This is a genomic window from Psychrobacillus sp. FSL W7-1493 (genome assembly GCF_038004905.1).
In the GTDB taxonomy this organism is placed as follows: domain Bacteria; phylum Bacillota; class Bacilli; order Bacillales_A; family Planococcaceae; genus Psychrobacillus.
On the sequence record NZ_JBBOSB010000001.1, the window covers coordinates 2,648,033 to 2,671,241 of the forward strand.

A 23,209-nucleotide genomic window follows, 5' to 3' on the forward strand; every position below is an offset into this window, starting at 1 on the left:
TGTTTTCTCTCCTTAATCACACGTTTGCCACGCGAACTCCTTGTACGTAAACATTTACGGATTTCACCGACATACCAAGAGATTTATTTAGCGTGTATTTAACTTTAGACTGGACTTGATAAGCGATTTCAGAAATTTTTGTTCCGTAACTTACAACTATATACATATCGATATGTAAATCATCTTTTTCCTGTCTAACAATTACACCTTTTGTAAAGTTCTCTTTTCTTAATATATCTGTTAAACCATCTCTGATTTGATGCTTTGATGCCATACCAACAATTCCATAGCATTCAATCGCTGCTCCGCCTGCAATTTGAGCAATAGTATCTTGTGATATATCAATGTGCCCAAATTCATTTGTTAATTCTATTGACATGTTGAAACCTCCCAAGTCCTTTTTGACTATCCCTTATTGTACTACACCCTTTAAAATTATAAAAGACACGTTTCTATTCGTCTACTTTTTGCAAAAGTGGTTTTTATTTAGAGCTTCCTCTTCAAAAAAAAGATGGTTTGATCTATACATTATACGTTATTTTCTATACAACCTGTAATTATAGCAATAAGGTGCTCTATGACTTGAATAAAAATAATTCAGAATTACTTTCGCAAGTGCTAGTGACAGGCATCCATATTGCTCTCCAAGCAGAAAGTGAAAACATCTCCTGCTTTTTTATCTTAGTTTTCTAGTCCCCTGAAACCTTTTAGTTTCTTAAATTCATTTATGAAGTTATTTTTAAGTAAAATATTTTACCAGTATAAACACCATCTGTTACTATAGTAACTATGTAAACCCCAAGACTGCAAGTAACTACTGAACCTAAACTGTTATTTTATAGTGTAAAGGTTTTTTTCTTGATATACTTGCTTATCAAAAGAGTCTGTGGTAAATTATTAAAGTATGTGAAATATCGAACTGAAAATCTTTCAGCTTCTTTTTTAAAGGAGGAAATTATAATGCCAAAAGTATGTGCAATCACTGGGCGTAAAGCTCGTTCTGGTAATGCTCGTTCTCACGCAATGAACGCTACTAAGCGTACATGGGGGGCAAACCTTCAAAAGGTCCGTATTCTTGTAGACGGTAAACCTAAACGCGTATGGGTTTCTGCTAGAGCTTTAAAATCAGGAAAAATTGAGCGCGTATAATCGCTCTCATAATTAATGCCAGGCCGACAAATTGTCGACCTGGCATTATTTCTTTTTAAAACTATTTTTTTTCCTCATCCTTTTTAAAAAGACGAATACAAACCTTCATTAAACTACTAACAGATTTAGGTAATTTAAATGTGTAGACCTTCACACGAATTTCCTCCCTTTTAGTCACTGCTTCTTATCATTAAACATATGCCTGACTTAAAGGAGATAGTACTTGTTCGCTCTACTTGTTCATTACTTGTAAACTTTGCATGGCCATAATTTATTGGTTCTTCTTCCACATTATACAAAAACCCGTCTAGCGTAACGTCTTTTAGTCTTTCACCAAAAGGATAAAAAGATATATATTTATATTCTTCTTGTTGATCTATTTTATGTGTTCCAGGAAGTAGAAATTGAAGCTTATTTTTATTGTTCTGGATATAAAAGGAGACTTCAGGATTCAATCGTTGAAAGTGGTATACATCATGAAGAGCTGCTTGATAGTGATCCAAACGAGACCCACTTACACCGGTTAAAATAACTTCGTTTGGTTTATATTTCATTGCTTCTAATAAAGCCAAACGTGTATCTGTCTCATCCTTCTCAGAGGGCATTATAGATACATGTGTCACGTGTTTACGTAGTGTATCCAACTCTTTATAACTAATAGAATCAAAATCTCCAATAATCTCAGTTGGAATAATATCAGCATTCAACAGATGATAGGCACCTCTATCAGCCCCAATAAAGATTGTTTCCTCTTGTAAAAAAGGAAGCTGTCTAAGATCAACAACTTCCTCTACAGGACCACCTGCGCAGATGAAGACACGCTTCATTTTGAAGCCACACTCAATCCTGCAGCTTTTATTCTTTTAAGTGCCTTTCCTTTGTCAGGTGCATTATAAACAGCGGATCCAGCGACTAAAATAGTTGCTCCTGCTTCCACACAAGGAATAATTGTATCCTCGTTGACTCCTCCATCAATCTCAATTTCAATAGAAAGATTTCTATCCTGTATAATTTGAGAAAGTTGTTTTACTTTAGGAATAACCGAATGTATAAATTTCTGACCACCAAATCCAGGGTTGACAGTCATAAATAAAACCATATCAACATCCTCTAATACATGCATAATTGATTCGACAGGCGTATGTGGATTTAACACAACTCCTGGCTTCACTCCAAATGAACGAATCAGCTGAATCGTACGGTGAAGATGTGGTGAAGCCTCCACGTGAACTGTTATATAATCAGCTCCAGCTTTAGCAAATGCCTCAATGTATTGATCAGCATTTTCTATCATAAGATGTACATCCAATGGAAGATTAGTAAGTGGTCGCAAAGCCTCTACCACAATTGGTCCCATCGTTATGTTTGGAACAAAATGTCCATCCATCACATCTATATGAATAAGTTCAGCTCCAGCTTTTTCTACCTCTAATACTTCTTCCCCAAGTTTTGCAAAATTTGCTGCTAAAATAGAAGGTGCAATCTTTACCATAAGTTAGTACCTCGGCTTTCTATCTACTATTTCTTCATAAAATTGTAAGTAATGTTTGTATCGGTATTCTTTAATTTCTCCAAGCTCTACTGCTTTTTTTACAGCGCATTTTGGCTCATTTACATGTAGGCACCCTCGGTACTTACATTCGTCCTGTCGTTTTACAAAGTCAGGAAAGCAACTAGAGAGCTCTTCTTTTTCCATTAAATCAAATTCAAAAGAACTAAAACCAGGGGTATCAGCTAGAAGTCCATCACAAACTTCGATTAATTCTACATGTCTGGTTGTATGCTTCCCACGTCCTAAAGCATCCGATATTACCCCTGTTTTTAAATCTAAGGATGGGAGAATTGTATTTAATAAAGTAGATTTCCCTACCCCTGATTGTCCTGCTAGTACAGTAGTTTTCCCTTTTAAAATAGGGGTTATTTTATCGTTAAAATTTGGATCATCTTTGTAGGTCATTAATATTTCATAACCAATATTTTCATAATCATTGATATAATCCTTCATTGTTTGTTCCATCTTAGTATCCATCAAATCACTTTTCGTCAAGCATATGATTGGCTCAATGTAAAAGGATTCTAGAACTACTAGAAAACGGTCTAATAATATCGTATTGAAGTCTGGTTCTTTAATAGAAAAAACTAAAATGGCCTGATCAATATTCGATATCGGTGGACGCACTAAGTTATTTTTCCTTTCGTGGATGACAGTTATAGTACCATCGTTCTCTCCCTCGACTGTATAGTCAACAAAATCACCCACTAGAGGAGATTCGCCTCTATTTCTAAAGACCCCTCTCCCTCTACATTGAATCACTTTACCATTATCATATACATAATAGAAACCACTAAGTGCTTTTCTTATTTGACCATTTGGCATCCTATGCCTCCCTAATCTATATCTTCATATTTTATTGTTTTCTGTTCAAGTACCTCTTGATTTCTTTTAATAAGATACCCGCCAACCTCGCCTTCTACAATCTCAAGTGAAATCTTTTTGTCTACTGACGATGTAATTTCAAACTCTTCAACTGGAGGGTCAGTAAATTTATGCATTTTGTCTTGAATATAAATTTGAATTATTTGAGGAATAACTTCCTGTTCAGGATTTCCCTCATCTTCTCCTTCTTCCCCTTCACCATCAGGTTCTTGCTCTAAATAAGGAATAGGTACAATTCTTACAAACGTCTTAGTTGGCCTAGCCTTTGGTCCAGAAGAAACCACTACCTTAACCGTACTTCCCTTTGCGATTTTCGAGTTAGGCCCAGGAGATTGTTCTACAACAGCTCCTTTAGGAATTGTATCATGGTTCACTTCTTTAGTTTTAACGACCTTTAAGCCAGCGTTTGTTGCATATTCGTTTAAATTCTTTTCATTGTATTCCCTTAAGTCTCTCAAAGTAATCATTTCTGGTCCAATACTTACTTGAAAACGGACAACGGTTTCTTCTGGAATAATTTCTTGTCCAGCTTCAGGCTCCTGCTTTAAAATGGTACCCGCCGTTGCAGAAGAGTAGATTTTATCTTCCTCAATTTTAAAGCCTTGTTTTTCAAGCAAAGCTATAACCTGGGTGATATCCTGATTTTCATAGTCACCCATTACAGAAGTTTCCTTCCCTTGGGATACAATTATATCTACCTCAGTTTCTACGTCACGCATTTTTCCTTCTTCTGGTGTTGTACCAATGACATGATCTTTTTCGATCTCATCATCAAATTCTAAAATTTGTTCTCCAATGATAAAGCCTTCTGACTCAAGTAGCTTTATAGCATCCTCGACCTCTAAGCCAGCTACAGGAGGAACTTCTATCTTGTCCGGTTTAAACAACCCAGGGAAAGCTATGATGATGATTAATGCTAGCAAGATCAGGCCAGCTATTATCCCTGTCATTATTTTCCATTTAATTCTTTTCTTTTTTGGTTTTGGTTGTTCAGTAGGCTTATCCTCTGTTTGTAATTTTTTAGTTTCTGCAACATCTTCAAAAGAAACAGGCTCTTTAATAACTGGAAGAACCTTCGTAGCTCCATCGTCTACAGGAACTACAAACTTTGGTTCATTGGATCTTTCTGGTGACATAGCAGTTGATAAGTCTCTTTCCATTTCCTCTGCAGAACGGTACCTGTTTCTAGGATCTTTAGCAGTTGCCTTTAGGACAACATTTTCTAGGCTTTGTGGTATGACTGGATTGATAGCTCTAACCGATGGTGTTTCCGCCTGTAAATGCTTCAATGCAATGGATACAGCTGACTCTCCTGAAAAAGGAAGCTGTCCAGTTAATAACTCAAACAACACAATTCCTAGCGCATAAATATCCGATTCCCTAGTAGCAGTACCGCCACGGGCTTGTTCTGGAGACAAATAATGCACGGTTCCTAAGACGGAATTAGTTTGTGTATAGGAAGTCGCACTTAAAGCCATCGCTATGCCGAAATCAGTTATTTTCACATTTTCTTGCTCATCCAATAAAATATTCTGCGGTTTTATATCTCGATGAATAATATGATTATTGTGTGCATTAGAAATAGCCGAAGTTAGCTGCTTCATAATAGTAATTGTTTTAACGGGCGAAACCGGGGCATTATGCTGTATGTATTCTTTTAATGTTTCACCTTTAACATGTTCCATAACAATATAGTGAATATCTTCATCTTCTCCTACGTCGTAGATATTAACTATATTAGGGTGTGTAAGGCTTGTGGCAGAAAGTGCTTCTCGCTGAAAGCGACGACGCAGTTCTTCTTCATTAGAAAAATCATATCGCAAAACCTTAATTGCGACGTCTCTGTCTAAGATCATATCATGTCCCAAATATACGTTGGACATGCCGCCTCCACCAATCATCTCTAGCAACTTATACCTGCCGCTAATTCTTTTGCCGATTAACATCCTTACACCTCCTCATCCTTATTCGTTAACAAGATCAGGGATATATTATCTTCTCCGCCTGACTTATTAGCTTCCTCTACCAATTCATCTCCCATTTCGTAAAGAGACTTCTTTGAGTATAGCAAGTGCTGTAAATAGGATTCACTTATTTTGTTACTTAAACCATCTGTGCAAAAAAGAAAATAAGAATTCGCTGCAAATTCTACTTCAAAAAAATCAGGGTGAATAGTTCGTTCGGTTCCGACTGCTTTCATAATTGCATTTTTCATAGGGTGTGTTTTTGCTTGTTCTTCATTTATCTCCCCAGAGTCGAGTAAGACATTTACAAAAGAGTGGTCTCTTGTAATTTGACGAACCAAGTTTTGTGTAATTTGATAAACGCGACTGTCCCCTATATGAGCTATAATCCCTTTGCTGTTTTCAAACAACCCTGCAATTAAAGTTGTTCCCATTCCTTCACAACCTGTGTTGGAAGATGAATGTTGGGCAATTAGTTGGTTAATGGTTTGAAACGTGTACATTAACCAATCTTTTGCTGGAACAACAGCAGGATTGTAAGCATGAAAATACTTTTCGAACTCAGTAATGGCCATCTCACTAGCTACATCTCCCGCATTATGACCACCCATTCCGTCCGCTACAACAGCTAAAATACGACCATCCTCACGTTTAAATACACCTACACGATCCTCATTAATGGTTCTTTTCAAGCCTACATCAGTTTTAACAACGAACCTCATTTATCCCTTCACCTCTTCATAGATAGAGCCCGTTGCAATCAGCTCTTTTTTTGAAAAACTGCCACAAAAAATCCATCACTTCTCAGGTCTTGAGGAAACAGCTGTAACATACCATCCTCTTCTTGTTGCTTTATATTCTTTACAACGTCTGGAAAACTTTTTAGTTCCATATCTGGATGTTTTTCCATAAATAACTTGGCCGTACCTTCATTTTCCTCACGGTCCACTGTACACGTACTATAAACTATTAAACCATTTGGCTTTAAAAGTGTATATGCTTCGTCTAATAATTTTAGTTGTATCGGCTTCAGTGAATCGAAATCCTTTTCACTTTTCGTATATTTAATGTCAGGCTTTCTTTTCATAACCCCTAGACCGCTACAAGGAGCATCAACTAAAATACGGTCAAACGTTTGCTCTGGAAATAACTCTGAAGCTTGGCGTGCATCTTTTTCTACTGTTTCAATAAAACTAAAGCCTAGTCTTTCAGCATTTTCTTTTACTAATTTCAATTTATGCTGGTGAATATCCATCGCTACAAGTTTTCCAGTATTCTTCATTTTCTCGGCTATATGTGTCGTTTTTCCACCTGGTGCAGAGCACATGTCTAACACGGTCATTCCTGGTTCTGCTTGAAGAGCATAAGCCGGGATCATAGAGCTTTCGTCTTGAATGGTAACAAATCCTTTTTGAAAAGCTGTCGTTTTGGCTGCTTGGCCATTGAACAAATAAATACACTCTGGAATAACTTCGCTCTTTGCCACGACATATCCTTCCTGAGTCATTAAATGCATTACTTGCTCTACTGTTCGCTTGAACAGATTGACACGTAAAGTAGTCACAGGAGGCTCGTTATTTTCTTTAAGCATTTGCTCAGTTGTTTCAAAACCATATTCAGAAATAAATCGTTTCACCATCCACATTGGATGACTTGTCTCTATTGAAAGTCTCTCTACCTTATCTTGAATTTCTTCAGTAGACCGTACGCCTTCTCGAAGGATAGAACGTAAAATACCATTGATTACCCCAGAAATTCCTTTATGCCCTCTTCGCTTAGCAATATTCACCGCTTCATTTACTGCTGCATGATCTGGAATTCTGGATAAATAGTGTATTTGGTATAAGGACAGACGAAGAAGTTGTCTAACCCAGTCATCCAGCTTACCTTTTATAAAGGGCTGAAGGTAGTAATCTAATGTCATTTTATGTTGAAGCGTTCCATAAGTTAACTCGGTTAATAATGCTCGATCTTTTGGTTCGATGTCATACTTTTCAATTGTTTGATGTAGCAACAGATTGCTATAAGCTTGTTGTTTTTCAACAGCCATTAGTATAGTTAATGCTGCATCTCTTACATTACCTGTCCATATTTTTTCATTCTTTTTTGTCATTCAAATTTGTCTCCTATTCGCAATTTAGAACCTACGCCTCGCAAATAGTCATTTGCAGACATTTTTTTCTTCCCAGCTGGCTGTAGCTCATCAATTCGGATTGCTTCTCCCAAACCTGTTTGAACAACAAAATAATCTGTTTCAATTTTTACGACTGTCCCTGGTAATTCATTTGTATTTATATCAAGTGTATCTGCCTTCCAAATTTTCACCGTTAGCCCATCCAAAGTAGTATAAGCTACTGGCCACGGATGAAGACCGCGGATTTGATTGTGAATTTCTATTGCAGACTTAGTCCAATCTACTCTTTCCTGTTCGCGTGAAATATTTCTTGCATAGGTAACTAGAGACTCATCTTGGACAATTCGTTCATTTCTGCCCGTAATGATTAATGGCAATGTTTCCTTTAAAAGGAGAGTTCCTACTTCACTTAGTTTGTTAAACAGAATTCCAGTATCATCTAGATGTGTAATAGGAATTTCACGCTGAGAAATTATATCCCCTGCATCGAGTTTTTCCTCCATATACATAATAGTGACACCTGTTTTTTCTTGTCCATCTATGATTGCTTGGTGTATTGGGGCTCCTCCACGATAGGCTGGAAGTAAGGATGCATGTACATTGATACAACCGTATTTAGGTGCTTCTAGTAATTCTTTCGGTAAAATTTGACCAAAGGCAGCAGTGACGATTAAATCTGGCGCCAGGTTAAGGATTTGATTGAGTTCCTCAGATCCCTTTAGTTTGTTTGGCTGAATGATTGGTAATCCAAGCTCTAAAGCCTCTTCCTTTACCGGAGGAGGAGTTAGTACTTTTTTTCTACCTACTGGTCGATCAGGCTGTGTCACAACAGCACTAATCTCGTAGCCTTCCTCAACTAGCATGCGTAAGATTGGTGCTGAGAAAGCAGGTGTGCCCATGAATACGATAGAAGTCATAGCTCATCCTCCTGTTCATTCTCCAACTCTTCCAAATCAACATAACGAATTATTTTAGAAGTAAATAAAATACCGTGTAAATGATCAATTTCATGTAAAATTGCTCTTGCTTCGTAGTCCTCTGCCTCTAACTCATATAAAGAGCCATCACGATCTTGAGCCTCTACCTTCACATAAAATGGACGCTCTACCTCTCCATAAATGTCAGGAAAACTTAGGCATCCTTCCACTTCCACTTCTGATCCGCCTATTTCAACTACTTCAGGATTGATCATTTCAATTACTTCTTGACCTTCTCCTAAGTCTACAATTGCCACTTGGATGGCTTCTCCAACCTGAGGCGCAGCAAGACCGATACCATCTGAAGCAATCATTGTGTCATACATATCGTCTAGTAGCTTACCAAGTTTCTCATCAAATGCATGAACTTCTTTACATTTTTGGGTTAATACTTCGTTGGGGTGTGTAACGATTGATCGAATTGCCATTTCTAAATTCCTCTTTTCAAACAGCCTATAAAATAGTGGAGGGATCTAAGTCTACTGTAAGTATGACCCCTTTTTTTATCCACTCCGTACGGTAAATTTTAATCAGTTGCTGTAGTTTTTCAATTAATAGTGGTTCTTGTTTGTATTTTATCAAACATTGGTAGCGATATCTATTTTGTATCTTGCTAATTGCACTTGCAGTCGGCCCTATTACCATACTCGTGCTCGATAGATTACCTCGTAACCAATCGGTAGCAAGCTTCGCATATTCTGCTGCAAGCAGAACATTTTCATGCGTAACTTGCACTAATGTCACGTAATAGAATGGTGGATATTCATATTGCTTACGCATAATCATTTCATTATGGTAGAAGGGCTCGTACAATTGGTCCTTAGAGTACTCTATCGCATAGTGCTCAGGAGTATACGTTTGGATGAATACAATACCTTCCTTATCGTGTCGTCCTGCTCGACCACTTACCTGTGTCATTAGCTGAAATGTTTTTTCAGCAGCTCTAAAATCTGCAAGATGTAGAGTTGTATCGGCATTCAAAACACCTACCAAAGTGATATTAGGAAAGTCCAGTCCTTTTGCTATCATCTGTGTTCCTAATAGGATGTCTGCATCGCCATCTCCAAACTGTTTCAGGATGCGTTCATGCGATCCCTTCGTTCTAGTAGTATCAACATCCATTCGTAAAACTCTGGCATAAGGAAATAATTTCGTAATTTCCTCTTCTACCTTTTGCGTACCTGTGCCAAAAAAACGGATATGTTCACTCTGACATTCCGGACACTGATGAGGCACTGGCTCCTCATGTCCACAATAATGACATTTTAATCGTTCGCCTTCTCGGTGATACGTTAAGGAAATATCACACTGATCGCATTCTACAACTGTTCCACAATCTCTACAAAGAACAAAGGAAGAGAAACCTCTCTTATTTAAAAAGAGTACGATTTGTTCTTTCTTTTCTAGTTTTTCTCGAATGGAATCTGCTAAAGGAACACTAAACATAGAACGGTTCCCATTTTTCAGCTCCGCACGCATATCCACTATATTGACGGTTGGCAAAGCTTGCTCTTTCGCCCTCATTGTTAATGTTAGTAAAGTGTATACCCCCTTTGATGCACGTGCATAGGATTCTAAAGAGGGGGTGGCACTGCCTAAAATAACCGGGCATTTATGATACTCACTTCTCCAAATTGCAACATCTCTGGCATGGTAGCGCGGTGTATCCTCTTGCTTATAGGAGGACTCATGTTCCTCATCTAAAATAATGACACCTAAATCCTTAAATGGAGCAAATACTGCTGACCTAGCTCCAACAACAACCATTACTTCGCCACGCCAAATTTTACGCCATTCATCAAACTTCTCGCCGGTGGATAGGCCACTATGCATAACTGCCACCTGATCACCGAAGCGCAGCTTGAATCGTCGTGTCATTTGGGGTGTTAAAGAAATCTCAGGTACTAGCATTATTGCTTGTTTTCCTTCTGCTATAGATTTTTCTATTGCATGAAGATAGATTTCTGTTTTACCGCTGCCTGTTATACCGTGCAATAAAAAAGTAGTGTTTTCTCTATTATTTTGAGCATTTGTAATGTGAGATAATGCAGCCTTCTGTTCAGTAGTTAGCTGTACTCGGTTATCACGATCTTGATAGTCAAGTGAAGTAATCTCCCGATACACCTCTTCTAGCTCTTTCAATAATATCTTTTTATTAATAAGTGCATGAACAGTAGCATTACTAACAGCCGCAGTCTGAATCATTTCTTGCATCGTGAAAGAGTTTCTTTCTTGTGCTAGAAGCCACTCAATCAATTCTTTTTGTTTTACTGCTTGTTTGGTGAGTTTATTTAGTTGATCTATTATAAATTGTTTATCTTCCACCAGCGTATATTTGGTAACTGTTTTAACTTTTGTTTGCTGCTTAATAATATTTTCGAGCAATAGACTACCTTCTATTAAATGCCTTTTCATCAAACGTAGCATTCCTGCTTTTTCAAATTCCTCATAAGGGAGCACTTCTTTTTTTCCAAAAAGCTCTAAAATCTCATCGTCAAGTTGGGAAGAATCCATTATCTTAATATTTTTTTTATAAGATGCTCGTAAGGCAGCTGGAAGCATTACTTGAAGAGCGTCAATTTCATAGCAGAGAGTTTTCTTTGTCATCCATTTAGACAGCTCTAGCAATTCTTCCGTAATAACCGGCTCAACATCTATAATCGATAGAACTTCCTTAAGCTTTGTTCGATCTATATCTGTTTCTCCTTTAATATTGGTAATAAACCCTTGCACTTTTCGATTACCAAAAGGAACATGAACCCGGCTACCTCGTTCTACTAAGTCTTCCAAATGTTCAGGTACTACATAATCAAACGGTCGGTCAATCGGATATGCAGCTACATCAACAATAACCTCTACAATCATAGAGTCTCATCTTTCTCTAGCTCGATTATCATGCGGAATAACTGAAGGGCTAGCTCCTTCTTACTGGTTTGTGGAAAGTGAATATCGATATCATTCTTTCCAACAAGAGTCACGGCATTCGTTTCTGTCCCAAAACCAGAACCCTCTTCTGTTACATCATTAGCTATTATATAATCTGCATTTTTCTTTTTTAGCTTACCTTTTGCATAATGCACAACATCATTAGTTTCAGCTGCAAAACCAACTAATATTTGACTTGTTTTACGTTTTCCCAACTCTGATAATATGTCCGTAGTTTTTTCCAAAGCGATTGTAACTTCCCCCTCTTTCTTCTTCATCTTTTGAGGGTGTATTTCTTTCGCCTTATAGTCAGCTACCGCTGCTGTTTTCACTACTATAGAGGCTGTTTCAAAATGATTAAGGACTGCAAGAAACATATCCTCTGTGCTTTCGACGTTTACTAGCTTTACATTTTGAGGAGCTTTTATTGCAACTGGACCTGAAATGAGAATAGTCTCTGCACCTAACTTAGAAGCAGCCTCTGCCATAGCATATCCCATTTTACCGCTTGAAAAATTAGTTAAAAATCGAACAGGATCTAGCTTTTCTCTTGTAGGACCTGCAGTTACGACTACCTTTTTCCCTTTTAGAGGTAATTCTTTCGGAGAAAAATGTGTTTCCACTAACTGTACAATTTTTTCTGGTTCTTCCAATCTTCCCTTTCCAACGTAACCACATGCTAAAAAGCCTTCAGATGGCTCGATAAATGAATATCCGTCTTTTGAAAGCTGTTCAATATTCCGTTTTACTGCTGGATGGTCGTACATATGTACATTCATAGCAGGCGCAATCCAAACATCTGCCTTTGTTGCTAAAAGAGTAGTGGTAACCATATTATCCGCTATCCCATTAGCAAGCTTGGCAATAGTATTAGCTGTTGCAGGAGCAACGAGCACCAAATCCGCCCAATCTGCTAAATCTATGTGTGCAATAACCTGCGAATTTTTTTCATCAAACGTGTCATAGTATACATCATTTCTTGACATCGCCTGAAAACTTAATGGTGTCACAAATTCCATAGCGGATGGTGTCATCATTACCTTCACTTCTGCGCCAGCCTGCGTTAGCTTACTTACTAGCGCAACTGCTTTATAAACTGCAATCCCGCCTGTCACACAAACAAGAATTTTCTTAGAAGTTATCATTATTAATCCCCTCTCTAAACAACAACCTCCCAAAGAACAGATACATTCTTTGGGAGGTGTCTTTTCATCCGATTCGCCTTGGCGTTTACTCCTAAGGTATCCGTCGAGGCATTTAACTATTACTTTAGCTGATGTCTAACGCAAGCTAAATAGAGTTACTTATACTTCATCCTCGTATACAGCATTTTCGTTAGTGGATTCGATTTTAAGCTCTCCAGCAGCTACTTCCTCAAGTGCTTTACCAACTTGCTTCGCTGAAACGTAAATACCTAGGCGCTCTCCGCCTTCTTCTTGTAGCTGGCGTGCTCTTTTAGAAGCAACGCTTACTAATGAATACTTTGAATCGATTTGGTTTTTTAATGAATCTACTGACGGATATAACATTTTAAAATTCCCCTTCCAACATGGCTAAATATCTTTTTTCTACACGTTCACGGCGGCAATGCTCCGCTGCTACAATTGCATTAATCTTTGCGCAAGCTTTTGTAACTTCATCATTTTCTACAACATAATCATATAAATGCATCATTTCCAGTTCCTGCCTAGCAGCTAGTATACGGGAGTTGATGACATCCTCTGTCTCCGTCCCTCTACCTATCAATCGTTGCTCGAGCTCGCTTAAACTAGGAGGAGCAAGGAAAATAAATAAGGCATTTGGTGCTTTTTCGCGTACTAAAGCAGCTCCTTGAACTTCAATTTCTAAAAAAACGTCTCGACCTGAGTCTAACGTTTCATTCACATAGTCAATTGGAGTTCCGTAGTAGTTTCCTACATAAGATGCATACTCTAACAATTTACCTTGCTCGATCAAGGCTTCAAACTCTTCCTTCTTTTTAAAGAAATAATCCACACCATCTACTTCACCCTCGCGTGGGAGTCTTGTAGTCATGGATATGGAGTACTCATAGTTCGTTCCCGGTTCAGAGAACAACTCTTTTCTTACAGTTCCTTTACCCACTCCGGATGGACCTGATAAAACGATTAATATCCCTTTTTCTCTTCGCATAACTTCTCCTTCAATTACATGCTATCTCCGAATACTAACTTTAATACATACTTTACTGATTATAACACAAGTCCTCTATAAAATGATAAGATTAAAAGAAAAGCAAGGACTTGTTTATTACTTTAGCTATATTAACAATTTTTAGATTTTATCGTTTGAGATTGTTTTGCTTAAAGATATACAAGTTTAAGCTATAATTGAGTTCACATGATAGAGAAACTTATCGGTGAGAGGATAAACTCGCCTATACAGGTAGTTTTTTAGTCCACTCTTATTCCAATTGTAAAAAAATCATATTCGCTGCATTTTTACCAAACTAACATAGTTTAATCAATTTTAAATGAATATAAAAAACTGTTTTGAAAGAGGAATTATTATGGCTTTTGATGGATTATTTACCATTTCAATGAAAACTGAATTACAACAAATTGTAACAGGTCGTATTTCTAAAATACACCAACCAAATGCACAAGAAATACTTATGCAAATACGAGCTCAAGGGAAAAACTTTAAACTATTGTTTTCTGTACATCCTTCCTATTCTCGCATACAACTCACTCATGAATCGATCGATAACCCAGCTACTCCACCACTGTTTTGTATGGTGCTTCGCAAGCATCTAGAGGGCGGAATTATTACTTCGGTTCGCCAACATGAAACGGATCGAATTATTATACTAGAAGTACTAAGCAAAAATGAAATCGGGGATGATATTACCCGCGAGGTTCATATGGAAATAATGGGCCGTCATAGTAACCTGTTATTAGTAGACCCTAGCAGAAACTTGATCCTAGAAAGCATTAAACACTTATCTCCTTCGATGAATAGCTATCGAACCATTTTGCCTGGTCAGCCCTATATTGCACCACCTACACAGAACAAGCTGAACCCACTAGTATATTCCGAGGATTTAACAAATGTGATTTTCAATGCATCAGACCCTAAAGAAATAGTAGAAAAGATTTCAGGGTTTTCTCCACTTCATGCGAAGGAATTGATATATCGCATGAACGAAATTACTAATACTGAAAAGCTTGATGTTTATAAATCCTATATAAATGAATTTATGCAAGGTGGTACTTCTAAGCAAATCGTAGAGATAAATGGTAAAACTTATTATTCACCTAATGCTTTAAATCATTTAGATGGCACTAAGTTTGACGAACACAATTTAGGCAGCTTGTTAGACCGTGTTTATTTTGCCAAAGCTGAACGTGATCGAGTGAAGCAACAAGCTGGCGATTTAGAACGATGGCTACAAAATGAACTAAATAAGCTAAAGTTAAAAATGAAGAAATTAAAAAAGGATTTCGAACAGGCTGAAAAGCTAGATACATTCCAGTTATTCGGTGAATTGTTAATGGCCAATGCATATGCAATTGATAAAGGTCTGTCTGAAGTGGAATTAGTTAACTATTATGATGAAAATGAAAAAACCGTTGTCATTCCATTAAATGATAGAAAGACAGCTACCCAAAACGCTCAAAGTTACTACAACCGTTATACAAAAGCAAAGACTGCTCTATTAAAGATTGAACAGCAGCTAGCCATAACCCAAGATGACATCGCTTATTTTGAGCTTTTGCAACAACAAGTCATGCAGGCATCTCCTACTGACATCGAGGAGATTCGAGAAGAGTTAATGGAACAAGGCTTGCTTAAAATGCGAGCTTCGAAAAAGAAGAAAAAGCCTGTAAAACCAACACCTGAAAAGTATATTGCCTCTGACGGCACAGAAATTTCAGTTGGTAAGAACAACAAGCAAAACGATTATGTAACATTTAAGCTAGCGAAGAAAACGGATACTTGGCTGCATACGAAGGATATACCTGGTTCCCATGTTGTTATACATTCAGATAACCCATCTGAAACAGCCCTATCAGAAGCAGCAAACCTGGCAGCTTATTTTAGTAAAGCCCGTGAATCTTCTTCGGTGCCAGTTGACTATACAGTAGTCAAACAAGTGAAAAAGCCAAATGGATCGAAGCCTGGCTTTGTCATTTACTTCGAACAAACTACTTTGTTCGTTACACCAGATGAAGAAAAAATTAGACATATGAAAAAATAACATGAAGTGATTGGTAGGATAATCCTACCAATCACTTTTTTAAACTTAATACTATTTCTTATTCCTTTTAAATTTTTGCAAATATTTTAAATAAGTAGTAAATTGGTAGAAATATATTTTTTAAAACCAGGAGGTTAAATGAATGACATTTAGCACAGCAGATTTATGTGATGAATATTCAGACGAGATCCAAGTCCTAGGTTCTGAATTTAAATCCTACGGTAAAAAAACTAGCTTTTCTGGTCCCATTTGTACTGTTAAAGTTTTTGAAGATAATATATTAATAAATCAAGCATTAGAAGACATTCCAGTGGGAAGCGTTCTAGTCGTGGACGGTGGAGGCTCTAAAAAGTGCGCCTTAATGGGAGACCGTTTAGCTGGAATAGCCGAGAATAGAAACCTTTCCGGGATTGTGATTAATGGATGCGTGAGAGATTCAAATGAACTGACTGAGCTTAACATAGCCATTCTAGCCCTCGGAAGTAATCCTTTAAAAAGTAAAAAAGAAGGAACAGGTGAAGTGGATATACCACTGTTTTTCTTAGGCATCGATTGGCATCCAGGAAATTATTTATATGCAGACGAAGACGGAATAGTAATTGCAAAAAGAAAATTGGTAGACTAAAATTTTGCGTGCGAAATTAAATTCGCACGTTTTTCTTTTGAAGTCATATCTTTCCTTTTCTATTACATATAATTTTATGATGAATCGAAAGAAGTGGAGGAAGTGCATGGATGTTTTTGTAAGACAAGGAGATTCCCTCTATTACTTTAGTCAGTTGTTTGATATTCCCCTACATCTAATTCTCGATTCCAACCAGAATATATCCCCCCAAGACCTTTCCATTGGACAACAAATTCAAATACCAGGGTATGTAGGATTAGCTTATCAAATTAGAAGAGGAGAATCACTTTGGGCTATTGCACAGAGTAGAAAAATTTCAGTAGAGGCCATTCTTTTAGCTAACCCAAATATTACCCCAACCTCTTTACAAGTCGGACAAACGATTAAAATCCCTTTGCGAATTACTTGGAGAGTAGTCACCGGTAAAAGAAATTATGATTACAATTCCTTAGTCATTGATATTCGACGCCTTCAAACCGTCTATCCATTTTTAAAAATTTCTTCTATTGGCAGCTCTGTTATGGGCAAAGACCTCCAGGAAATAGTAGTTGGGAATGGAAACAAGCGCGTCCATTTTGATGGTTCCTTTCATGCCAACGAATGGATTACAACTCCTATCATCATGACCTTCTTAGATGACTATTTACTTTCACTGACTAATGGGGACACCATTAGAGGAATTCAAACTACATCTTTGTATGAGCAATCTTTTCTTTCCATAGTGCCCATGGTTAATCCAGACGGAGTGGATTTAGTAATTAATGGTCCACCATCCGACGAGCCTTATCGAAGTAATGTGATTGAATGGAATAAGGGAAGTACAAACTTCTCAGGCTGGAAGGCCAATATAAACGGCGTAGATTTAAATGATCAATTTCCTGCGTTATGGGAGCTAGAAAGAGATCGGAATCCTAAATCTCCAGGACCAAGAGATTATGGCGGGGAAGCTCCATTAACACAACCCGAAGCTATCGCAATGGCAGATTTAACGAGAAGAAGAGATTTCGCTCGAGTACTCCCTTTTCATACACAGGGGCAAGTCATTTACTGGGGATTTGAAAATCTTCAGCCTCCCGAAAATGAAGTTCTAGCTATACAATTCGGTGAAGCGAGCGGCTATATTCCAATAGAAACCACCAATAGCTACGCAGGATATAAGGACTGGTTTATCCAAGACTGGAGAAGACCTGGTTTTACTATCGAGCTAGGCATTGGAACAAACCCCCTACCACTAACCCAATTTGATGAAATTTACGAAGATGCATTAGGCATTTTTCTTGCTGCTTTATATTTGTGATGAGCACCTTAAACCTCCTCTACAGAACTTAGTAGAGGAGGTTAGTAGTTAGAAAAGGAACCTATAAGTTTAAACAATGTTTGTAAATTGCACCGTCATCTGACTAGACGGAAAGGCATACAAACTTCGTTATTTTCTAGATGATGTACGTGTATTTTAATAGGAATAACAATTAGGCGTTCACTTTAATAATTCATCAATCCATCCCTGTACCTTCAAACCCTCTTCAAAGGAAACTAATGCAGAATTTTCACCGACCTTCCATTGATGACATGCTTCAATTAATCCATCAGGCACTGTAGATGGAGTGATTTGTACTGCCTCTTTATCCAATTCACTTTCCCATAACTCGGACCAGTTTCTAATCGTGATAACCTTTTTCGTTCCAAATACTTTAAACTCTAATCGTTCTTCCTGCCCTATCCCGGATAGGCCGTTTAAAACAATAGGAATGTCACTATCCGTTTTTGCCAAAGCAGAGACACCATACTCGCATAACTCTATATCCTGAGGATATGTCGTATGATGTGCAGTTATCTCGAAGTTCCCAAATAAACGATATAATAGTTGGAAATAATGTGGAAATACCTCTCTTATAAAACCACCTTGTGCACGAGATGCGATCCATGCATTTTGTTGCCACTTTCTAGGCCAATGAGGGAAGTATGTATGTAGCTCAATTTTAAGGATATCCCCTAACGAACCATCTGAAATCGATTGTTGTAGACTATGTATAACTGGACTGTACATTAAAGGAAAATGCATAGCTGTATGTACGCTTGCCTTGGTCACGGCTTTAACCATTCTTTCTCCATCTTGTGCATCGTGTGCTAGTGGCTTTTCAGAAAGAATATTTAATCCATAGGCTGCTGCCTTTTCTGTGATCGGTGCGTGGCTAACTGGGGGTGTTCCTATATAAATCCAATCTGGCTTTGTTTCTAGTAGTTCTTCTAGCGTAGAGGCTTCCGGTAGCGTATACTTTTCAGCAACTTCTCTCAGCCTTTTTTTATTTTCATCAAAAACAGATAAAATTTCACAATTAGGATTAGTTTTTATTTGGTTAATGATACGTTCTCCAACTATCCCCGTTCCGATTAGTGCAAAAGTAGTCTTTGTCATCCTAATAACTCCTCTTCATTTTTCTTCATTTTTTGTTGCATAACCCATTTTTTAATTTCTAAAGCTGTTTGTTCTGGTTGATCCCATTGAATCATATGTCCAGCGTTTTCCATAGCTATTATTGCCAATTCACTCATTGATTCTTCTAACTGCTTAAATCCAACACCTCGGGCTTTATCAAGAGTTCTCGGCAATGTTGCATGCAAGAGTAAAAGTGGCACTTGAATGTATGGGTAGGCACTTGTGAAAGGCTCAGAGAAAAAGGCTTTAATAATAGAAAGAATAGTAAACTTAGAGGGAATTAAAGTGTAAAGGTTGTTCTCCTCATAAAATAGCGTCCGAACATATTTTTCTTTTCGGTCATCCCATTTGCTTGTGTACTCCTTATATTCTTTTAAAACTGTTTCCCATTCTACTAGAGTAGATTGATCCATATATGTATTCCAACCGGAAAGTGCAACTTCAAATGTCATCTCTGGTTGATTGACAGGAAAGGTATATCCTCCATCCAACAATATTACACCTAATATACTCTCTGGGAAAAACTTACTGTAGTGCAGTGCAATATCAGCTCCCCAGGAATGTCCCAGTATATAAAAAGGCTTATCAGTTACTTGTCTAATTAATTTTTGAAGCCACTGAGCCAATGATGAGAATAAATAGTCACTTTCCCTACTTAGCGGACTTGTAAGTCCATGCCCAGGTTGGTCGACCATAATTAAATGAAAATCCTTCTCCAATAATGTAGAAAGTTGATCAAATGTATATGGTGCATTTCCAGCTAGACCATGTAAACAAACAATTAAGGGATTTCGTCGATCACCGACTTCATAGTAATTAATCGTATTACAACCATCCGATAATAGTATATTTTCCACTAAACAATCCCCCTACCCACTACTATATATTCGATTTACCTATGTAAATACCCTTTTCTCATATAATAAAAATAAGCCTGACAGTTAATGGACTGTCAGGCTTACTAAATACCACTTTTAGAGTGTAGCTAAGCGGTGATAGACGTCACTTAACGTTTCGCAGCCGCTTTCTTTAGCTTTTTTTACATAAATACTCCATAGCTTAGCTGTCATTTTGGCATCCCCTAGAGCATGGTGCCGACCGACAATGGGTATATCATTATGAACACATAGGTCTTCTAGCGTCACTAGATTCAAATTAGGATCTATCACCTTTAAAAGGAAAGAAGTATCTACAATCCGGTGCTTGAAAGGCTTACGAAACAAGGTTGAGCTTGTATGCTCCATAAAATTTCGTTCATGGGTAGCGTGATGTGCTACTAGCGTATAATCCTGTTTAAACTCAAGAAATTTAATGAAAACATCTGCAAGTGGCGAGGCATTACTTACTTGTTCATTTGTAATTCCCGTCAAGTCAATAATCGTAGCGGGTATTTTTTGCTCTGTATGGATGAGCGAATAAAACACTTCGTCCTCGATTATTTGCTCTCCCCGCACCTTAATTGCCCCTATAGAAATAATGGTATCTCCTTTTTCAGGGGAAAAACCCGTCGTTTCGATGTCGAAAACGACTATTTTCAGATCCATAAGTGGAATATCAAGTACATACTGTTGATTCATTTCCTTTTCCAAGTTACGTAAATAGGCCATTTGCTGAGCATTTTGAATATCACCAATTCCAACATTGTTACGTTTTCCTTGTAGTCCTCTTAATATTTGCATAAATGGTTCAAATGCCATCGCCAACACCCTTTTTTTAACTAGTTAAAGCAATTACTTCTTCATGAAGCCTTTTTCCATCCTTCAGTATTCGCTTAATCTCTTTGCGCTCTTCCTTAGACAAATTATGAACCCTTAGGTAATGCGTGTCCGTATAATTCTCTATTTGAATTAATGAGGTACGGTACTTTAATAAATCCAAGAAATTTCTCTCGCAGTTTTGTAGTATTTTTTCGTATTTTTTTATACAGATTAATTGATTCATCCTCTCTAATGTAGAAGTCTCATAGATGCCTTCTTTTATAGATAATAGACGCACTGCATTTACATAAGGCAAAAAGGCTGCATATTTTAAGTTGACACTCCCCTGATAAAAACCGTGCTGCTCTACTAAAATTTGACCTAGGGGACCAATAACATTTTTCACGTGTTTAATATTGGCAGAAAACCGTTGTAATACAGAAGGATGATCCAATTGGAATTCATAGATAAATAGTTTTAATTCATCAATAGCTCGTTGATTTCCACATAAGCTACGAGCATCAAAAAAAATCTGAAGATGTCTAATCGCTTCCCAGCTTTCCTCTCTCATCCATTCCTCCAGCTGACTTTTCCAGCACTCCGCAGACTTGCACCATAATGGGTTAGAACTCATCACGTTCCCTTGACAATATGGATACCCTACAGCATGCAACCCGAATGCTAGCTCCTCTCCCAGCGCCTTAAAATATCCCTCATATTCTTTGTTCGACTTTTCATATACAATTCCATGGTCCTGATCACTGATTAAACCTTGCTCTCTTCTACCTCCACTACCCGTTATAAACCATGTGAAGTTACATGGCGGTTCCTCTTTTAGTTTACTTTTAGCAATATGCATCACATGTTGCATGACTTGATCATGAAAATCGTTGAGAGAGATGGTATCTTTCAAATAGGACATGATATTTTGGTCCTTCCATTCTCTTAAGGATTCATAGGTTTCCATGACCACACTCCCTTTTATACAAAAAGCCTCTGCAGCAGAGGCTTTTTGACGTTTATTTATTTGTTTTAGTTAGTACCTTTCGCTTCCTCTAAAACCATTTGTTCTGGATAACCATAATTCCCGTGTTCGCTCATATCCAGACCCATTATTTCCTCTTCTTCTGTTACTCGAATGCCACCCATGACTTTCTTCATTATAAACAGAATAGCATATGATACGGCGAAAGCGAATGCTCCGCAAGCTGCCACTCCCATTAATTGTACTAACAGCTGATCTACGCCACCGCCGTAAAACAAACCTGGTTTACCTGTCGTCGCAAGCTCGGTTGTAGCAAAGAAGCCGGTAGATAAAGTACCCCAAATACCAGCAGTTCCATGAACAGAAAGTGCATAAATTGGATCATCAATTTTTCTCTTTTCAAAGAATCGTGCACTATAAAATACAAGTACCCCAGCTATTAAACCAATCACAACTGAAGCCCATACGTCTACAAATGCACACGACGCCGTGATAGCAACTAAACCAGCTAACGCTCCATTTAAAATAGTAGGAATATCTGATTTACCTAAAGCTACCCAGGAGATAAATGTTGCCGCAACCGCTCCTGCTCCTGCTGCTAAAGCTGTATTTAATGCTACATACCCAAAGAATGCTGCATCTACGGAAACCGTACTACCCGCGTTAAACCCAAACCAACCAACCCACAAAATTAGTACACCTAATGCAGTATAAACTTGGTTATGACCCGCTAAGTTATTAGAAGAACCATCTTTGTTAAATTTCCCAATTCTAGGTTTTAGTATCATCGTTGCCGCAAGAGCTGCAGCTGCACCAGTTAAATGTACCACTGTAGACCCTGCAAAATCTTGTTTTCCATGTTCAGCTAACCAACCGCCTCCCCACACCCAATGAGCGATTACAGGATAAACGATTATGCCGAAAAGAATAGTGAAAATTACGTAAGCAGACAATTTTGCACGTTCAGCAAACCCGCCAAGAGCGATCGTTATTGCAATACCAGCAAACGCTAATTGGAAAACAAAAAATACGGTAGGAGAAACACTCGCTCCATCCTCTCCTCCACCAGCATAGAAGAAATCTGTCATTCCGACGAAGAAGTTAGCATTTCCTCCAAATATAAAACCATATCCTATTGCCCAAAATACTAATGATGCCAACCCGAAAGTAAAAATGGTTTTACCGGCAACGTGTCCAGCATTCTTCATTCTGGTTGAACCAGCCTCTAAAAGTATAAATCCACCAATCATAAAAATAACTAAAATTGCAGCAACCATGGTCCATAAGCTGTTCATTAAATACATTACATCTTCCATTTTGACCCCTCCTCTTTCTTGATATGTCACATTTTCTCACTCTTAATGTAAGGAAATATGACATCATTTATTTATATCCTTATTTTACTTAATTCGAATTGAATGTCAATACATTTTTCTGAATTTATTTTATTTTATGTTAATTTTTATTACATGATTGTGTTTAATGCTAAAAACGGGTTTAGCAGATACAATTATTAATCCGTGGTACTTTTTGAGATCATGGATAGCTTACATGTTTTTATAAAGGCTTGTACTAACTTTAAGTCTTCCTAGTAATCCCATCTCTTTTCCAATCTGAACTTCTGTCTGGGAAAACAAAGTATCTCACAGAATCTTTACAT

23 protein-coding genes are annotated in these 23,209 nt (G+C 37.6%); 4 read left to right on the forward strand and 19 right to left on the reverse strand.

Going from position 1 to position 23,209, the window contains the following annotated elements:
- Positions 1 to 16 precede the first annotated feature (16 nt).
- The gene (locus MKX96_RS13495; RefSeq protein ID WP_169358559.1) at positions 17 to 379 is read right to left on the reverse strand and encodes an Asp23/Gls24 family envelope stress response protein; all 363 of its coding nucleotides are present in this window, start codon (positions 377 to 379) and stop codon (positions 17 to 19) included.
- 581 nt (positions 380 to 960) lie between these two features.
- Here MKX96_RS13495 and rpmB point away from each other — a divergent pair.
- Positions 961 to 1,149 carry a 50S ribosomal protein L28 gene (gene rpmB, locus MKX96_RS13500; protein ID WP_142605779.1) on the forward strand — a complete coding sequence of 63 codons (189 nt, stop codon included), beginning with the start codon at positions 961 to 963 and terminating at the stop codon, positions 1,147 to 1,149.
- Between the two features lie 61 nt (positions 1,150 to 1,210).
- On the opposite strand, the gene spoVM is transcribed toward rpmB, so the two are convergent.
- The 13 genes from spoVM to gmk form a co-directional block, all read right to left on the reverse strand.
- The gene (spoVM, locus tag MKX96_RS19595; RefSeq protein WP_353056450.1) at positions 1,211 to 1,327 is read right to left on the reverse strand and encodes a stage V sporulation protein SpoVM; all 117 of its coding nucleotides are present in this window, start codon (positions 1,325 to 1,327) and stop codon (positions 1,211 to 1,213) included.
- Entirely contained in the window at positions 1,320 to 1,976 is a 657-nt protein-coding gene (locus MKX96_RS13505) for a thiamine diphosphokinase (protein WP_340884142.1), read from the reverse strand. The genes spoVM and MKX96_RS13505 overlap by 8 nt, the downstream gene beginning before the upstream one ends.
- A complete protein-coding gene (gene rpe, locus MKX96_RS13510) occupies positions 1,973 to 2,641 on the reverse strand; it encodes a ribulose-phosphate 3-epimerase (protein ID WP_340884145.1) in 669 nt (222 codons plus the stop codon). The genes MKX96_RS13505 and rpe overlap by 4 nt, the downstream gene beginning before the upstream one ends.
- Before the next feature lie 3 nt (positions 2,642 to 2,644).
- The gene (gene rsgA / locus MKX96_RS13515; RefSeq protein WP_340884149.1) at positions 2,645 to 3,526 is read right to left on the reverse strand and encodes a ribosome small subunit-dependent GTPase A; all 882 of its coding nucleotides are present in this window, start codon (positions 3,524 to 3,526) and stop codon (positions 2,645 to 2,647) included.
- Between the two features lie 11 nt (positions 3,527 to 3,537).
- Positions 3,538 to 5,532: a Stk1 family PASTA domain-containing Ser/Thr kinase gene (gene pknB, locus MKX96_RS13520; protein ID WP_340884151.1), complete on the reverse strand. Its 1,995-nt coding sequence runs from the start codon at positions 5,530 to 5,532 to the stop codon at positions 3,538 to 3,540.
- A 2-nt stretch (positions 5,533 to 5,534) separates the two neighbouring features.
- Positions 5,535 to 6,272: a Stp1/IreP family PP2C-type Ser/Thr phosphatase gene (locus tag MKX96_RS13525; protein WP_340884153.1), complete on the reverse strand. Its 738-nt coding sequence runs from the start codon at positions 6,270 to 6,272 to the stop codon at positions 5,535 to 5,537.
- A 38-nt stretch (positions 6,273 to 6,310) separates the two neighbouring features.
- The gene (gene rsmB / locus MKX96_RS13530; protein WP_169358552.1) at positions 6,311 to 7,663 is read right to left on the reverse strand and encodes a 16S rRNA (cytosine(967)-C(5))-methyltransferase RsmB; all 1,353 of its coding nucleotides are present in this window, start codon (positions 7,661 to 7,663) and stop codon (positions 6,311 to 6,313) included.
- Positions 7,660 to 8,601 carry a methionyl-tRNA formyltransferase gene (gene fmt / locus MKX96_RS13535; protein ID WP_340884156.1) on the reverse strand — a complete coding sequence of 314 codons (942 nt, stop codon included), beginning with the start codon at positions 8,599 to 8,601 and terminating at the stop codon, positions 7,660 to 7,662. Before fmt ends, rsmB begins: the two co-directional genes overlap by 4 nt.
- Positions 8,598 to 9,089 (reverse strand): peptide deformylase, encoded by a 492-nt coding sequence (gene def, locus MKX96_RS13540; protein WP_340884159.1) that lies wholly within the window; start codon positions 9,087 to 9,089, stop codon positions 8,598 to 8,600. The genes fmt and def overlap by 4 nt, the downstream gene beginning before the upstream one ends.
- Positions 9,090 to 9,114: 25 nt before the next feature.
- Positions 9,115 to 11,526: a primosomal protein N' gene (gene priA, locus MKX96_RS13545; RefSeq protein ID WP_340884163.1), complete on the reverse strand. Its 2,412-nt coding sequence runs from the start codon at positions 11,524 to 11,526 to the stop codon at positions 9,115 to 9,117.
- Positions 11,523 to 12,731 (reverse strand): bifunctional phosphopantothenoylcysteine decarboxylase/phosphopantothenate--cysteine ligase CoaBC, encoded by a 1,209-nt coding sequence (gene coaBC, locus MKX96_RS13550; protein WP_340884165.1) that lies wholly within the window; start codon positions 12,729 to 12,731, stop codon positions 11,523 to 11,525. The genes priA and coaBC overlap by 4 nt, the downstream gene beginning before the upstream one ends.
- A gap of 159 nt (positions 12,732 to 12,890) precedes the next feature.
- Complete coding sequence (gene rpoZ / locus MKX96_RS13555; RefSeq protein WP_169358547.1) at positions 12,891 to 13,115, reverse strand: DNA-directed RNA polymerase subunit omega; 225 nt, start codon at positions 13,113 to 13,115, stop codon at positions 12,891 to 12,893.
- Between the two features lies 1 nt (position 13,116).
- The gene (gene gmk / locus MKX96_RS13560) at positions 13,117 to 13,737 is read right to left on the reverse strand and encodes a guanylate kinase (RefSeq protein ID WP_169358546.1); all 621 of its coding nucleotides are present in this window, start codon (positions 13,735 to 13,737) and stop codon (positions 13,117 to 13,119) included.
- A 376-nt stretch (positions 13,738 to 14,113) separates the two neighbouring features.
- Between gmk and MKX96_RS13565 the strand changes: the two genes are divergently transcribed.
- From MKX96_RS13565 to MKX96_RS13575, 3 genes are all read left to right on the forward strand, one after another.
- Entirely contained in the window at positions 14,114 to 15,805 is a 1,692-nt protein-coding gene (locus tag MKX96_RS13565; RefSeq protein WP_340884168.1) for an Rqc2 family fibronectin-binding protein, read from the forward strand.
- A gap of 142 nt (positions 15,806 to 15,947) precedes the next feature.
- Entirely contained in the window at positions 15,948 to 16,430 is a 483-nt protein-coding gene (rraA, locus tag MKX96_RS13570) for a ribonuclease E activity regulator RraA (RefSeq protein WP_340884171.1), read from the forward strand.
- A 106-nt stretch (positions 16,431 to 16,536) separates the two neighbouring features.
- Positions 16,537 to 17,727 carry a M14 family metallopeptidase gene (locus MKX96_RS13575; RefSeq protein WP_340884173.1) on the forward strand — a complete coding sequence of 397 codons (1,191 nt, stop codon included), beginning with the start codon at positions 16,537 to 16,539 and terminating at the stop codon, positions 17,725 to 17,727.
- 180 nt (positions 17,728 to 17,907) lie between these two features.
- On the opposite strand, the gene MKX96_RS13580 is transcribed toward MKX96_RS13575, so the two are convergent.
- The 5 genes from MKX96_RS13580 to MKX96_RS13600 all read right to left on the reverse strand — a co-directional run bounded on the left by MKX96_RS13580 (position 17,908) and on the right by MKX96_RS13600 (position 22,865).
- Positions 17,908 to 18,846: a Gfo/Idh/MocA family protein gene (locus MKX96_RS13580; RefSeq protein ID WP_340884175.1), complete on the reverse strand. Its 939-nt coding sequence runs from the start codon at positions 18,844 to 18,846 to the stop codon at positions 17,908 to 17,910.
- Positions 18,843 to 19,724, reverse strand: a complete 882-nt coding sequence (locus tag MKX96_RS13585; protein ID WP_340884177.1) for an alpha/beta fold hydrolase — start codon at positions 19,722 to 19,724, stop codon at positions 18,843 to 18,845. The genes MKX96_RS13580 and MKX96_RS13585 overlap by 4 nt, the downstream gene beginning before the upstream one ends.
- Positions 19,725 to 19,841: 117 nt before the next feature.
- Positions 19,842 to 20,564, reverse strand: coding sequence for an exonuclease domain-containing protein (locus MKX96_RS13590; RefSeq protein ID WP_340884180.1), 723 nt, complete (start codon positions 20,562 to 20,564; stop codon positions 19,842 to 19,844).
- A gap of 16 nt (positions 20,565 to 20,580) precedes the next feature.
- The gene (locus MKX96_RS13595) at positions 20,581 to 21,531 is read right to left on the reverse strand and encodes a DUF294 nucleotidyltransferase-like domain-containing protein (protein ID WP_340884183.1); all 951 of its coding nucleotides are present in this window, start codon (positions 21,529 to 21,531) and stop codon (positions 20,581 to 20,583) included.
- A gap of 65 nt (positions 21,532 to 21,596) precedes the next feature.
- Complete coding sequence (locus MKX96_RS13600) at positions 21,597 to 22,865, reverse strand: ammonium transporter (protein ID WP_340884186.1); 1,269 nt, start codon at positions 22,863 to 22,865, stop codon at positions 21,597 to 21,599.
- Between the last annotated feature and the right edge of the window lie 344 nt (positions 22,866 to 23,209).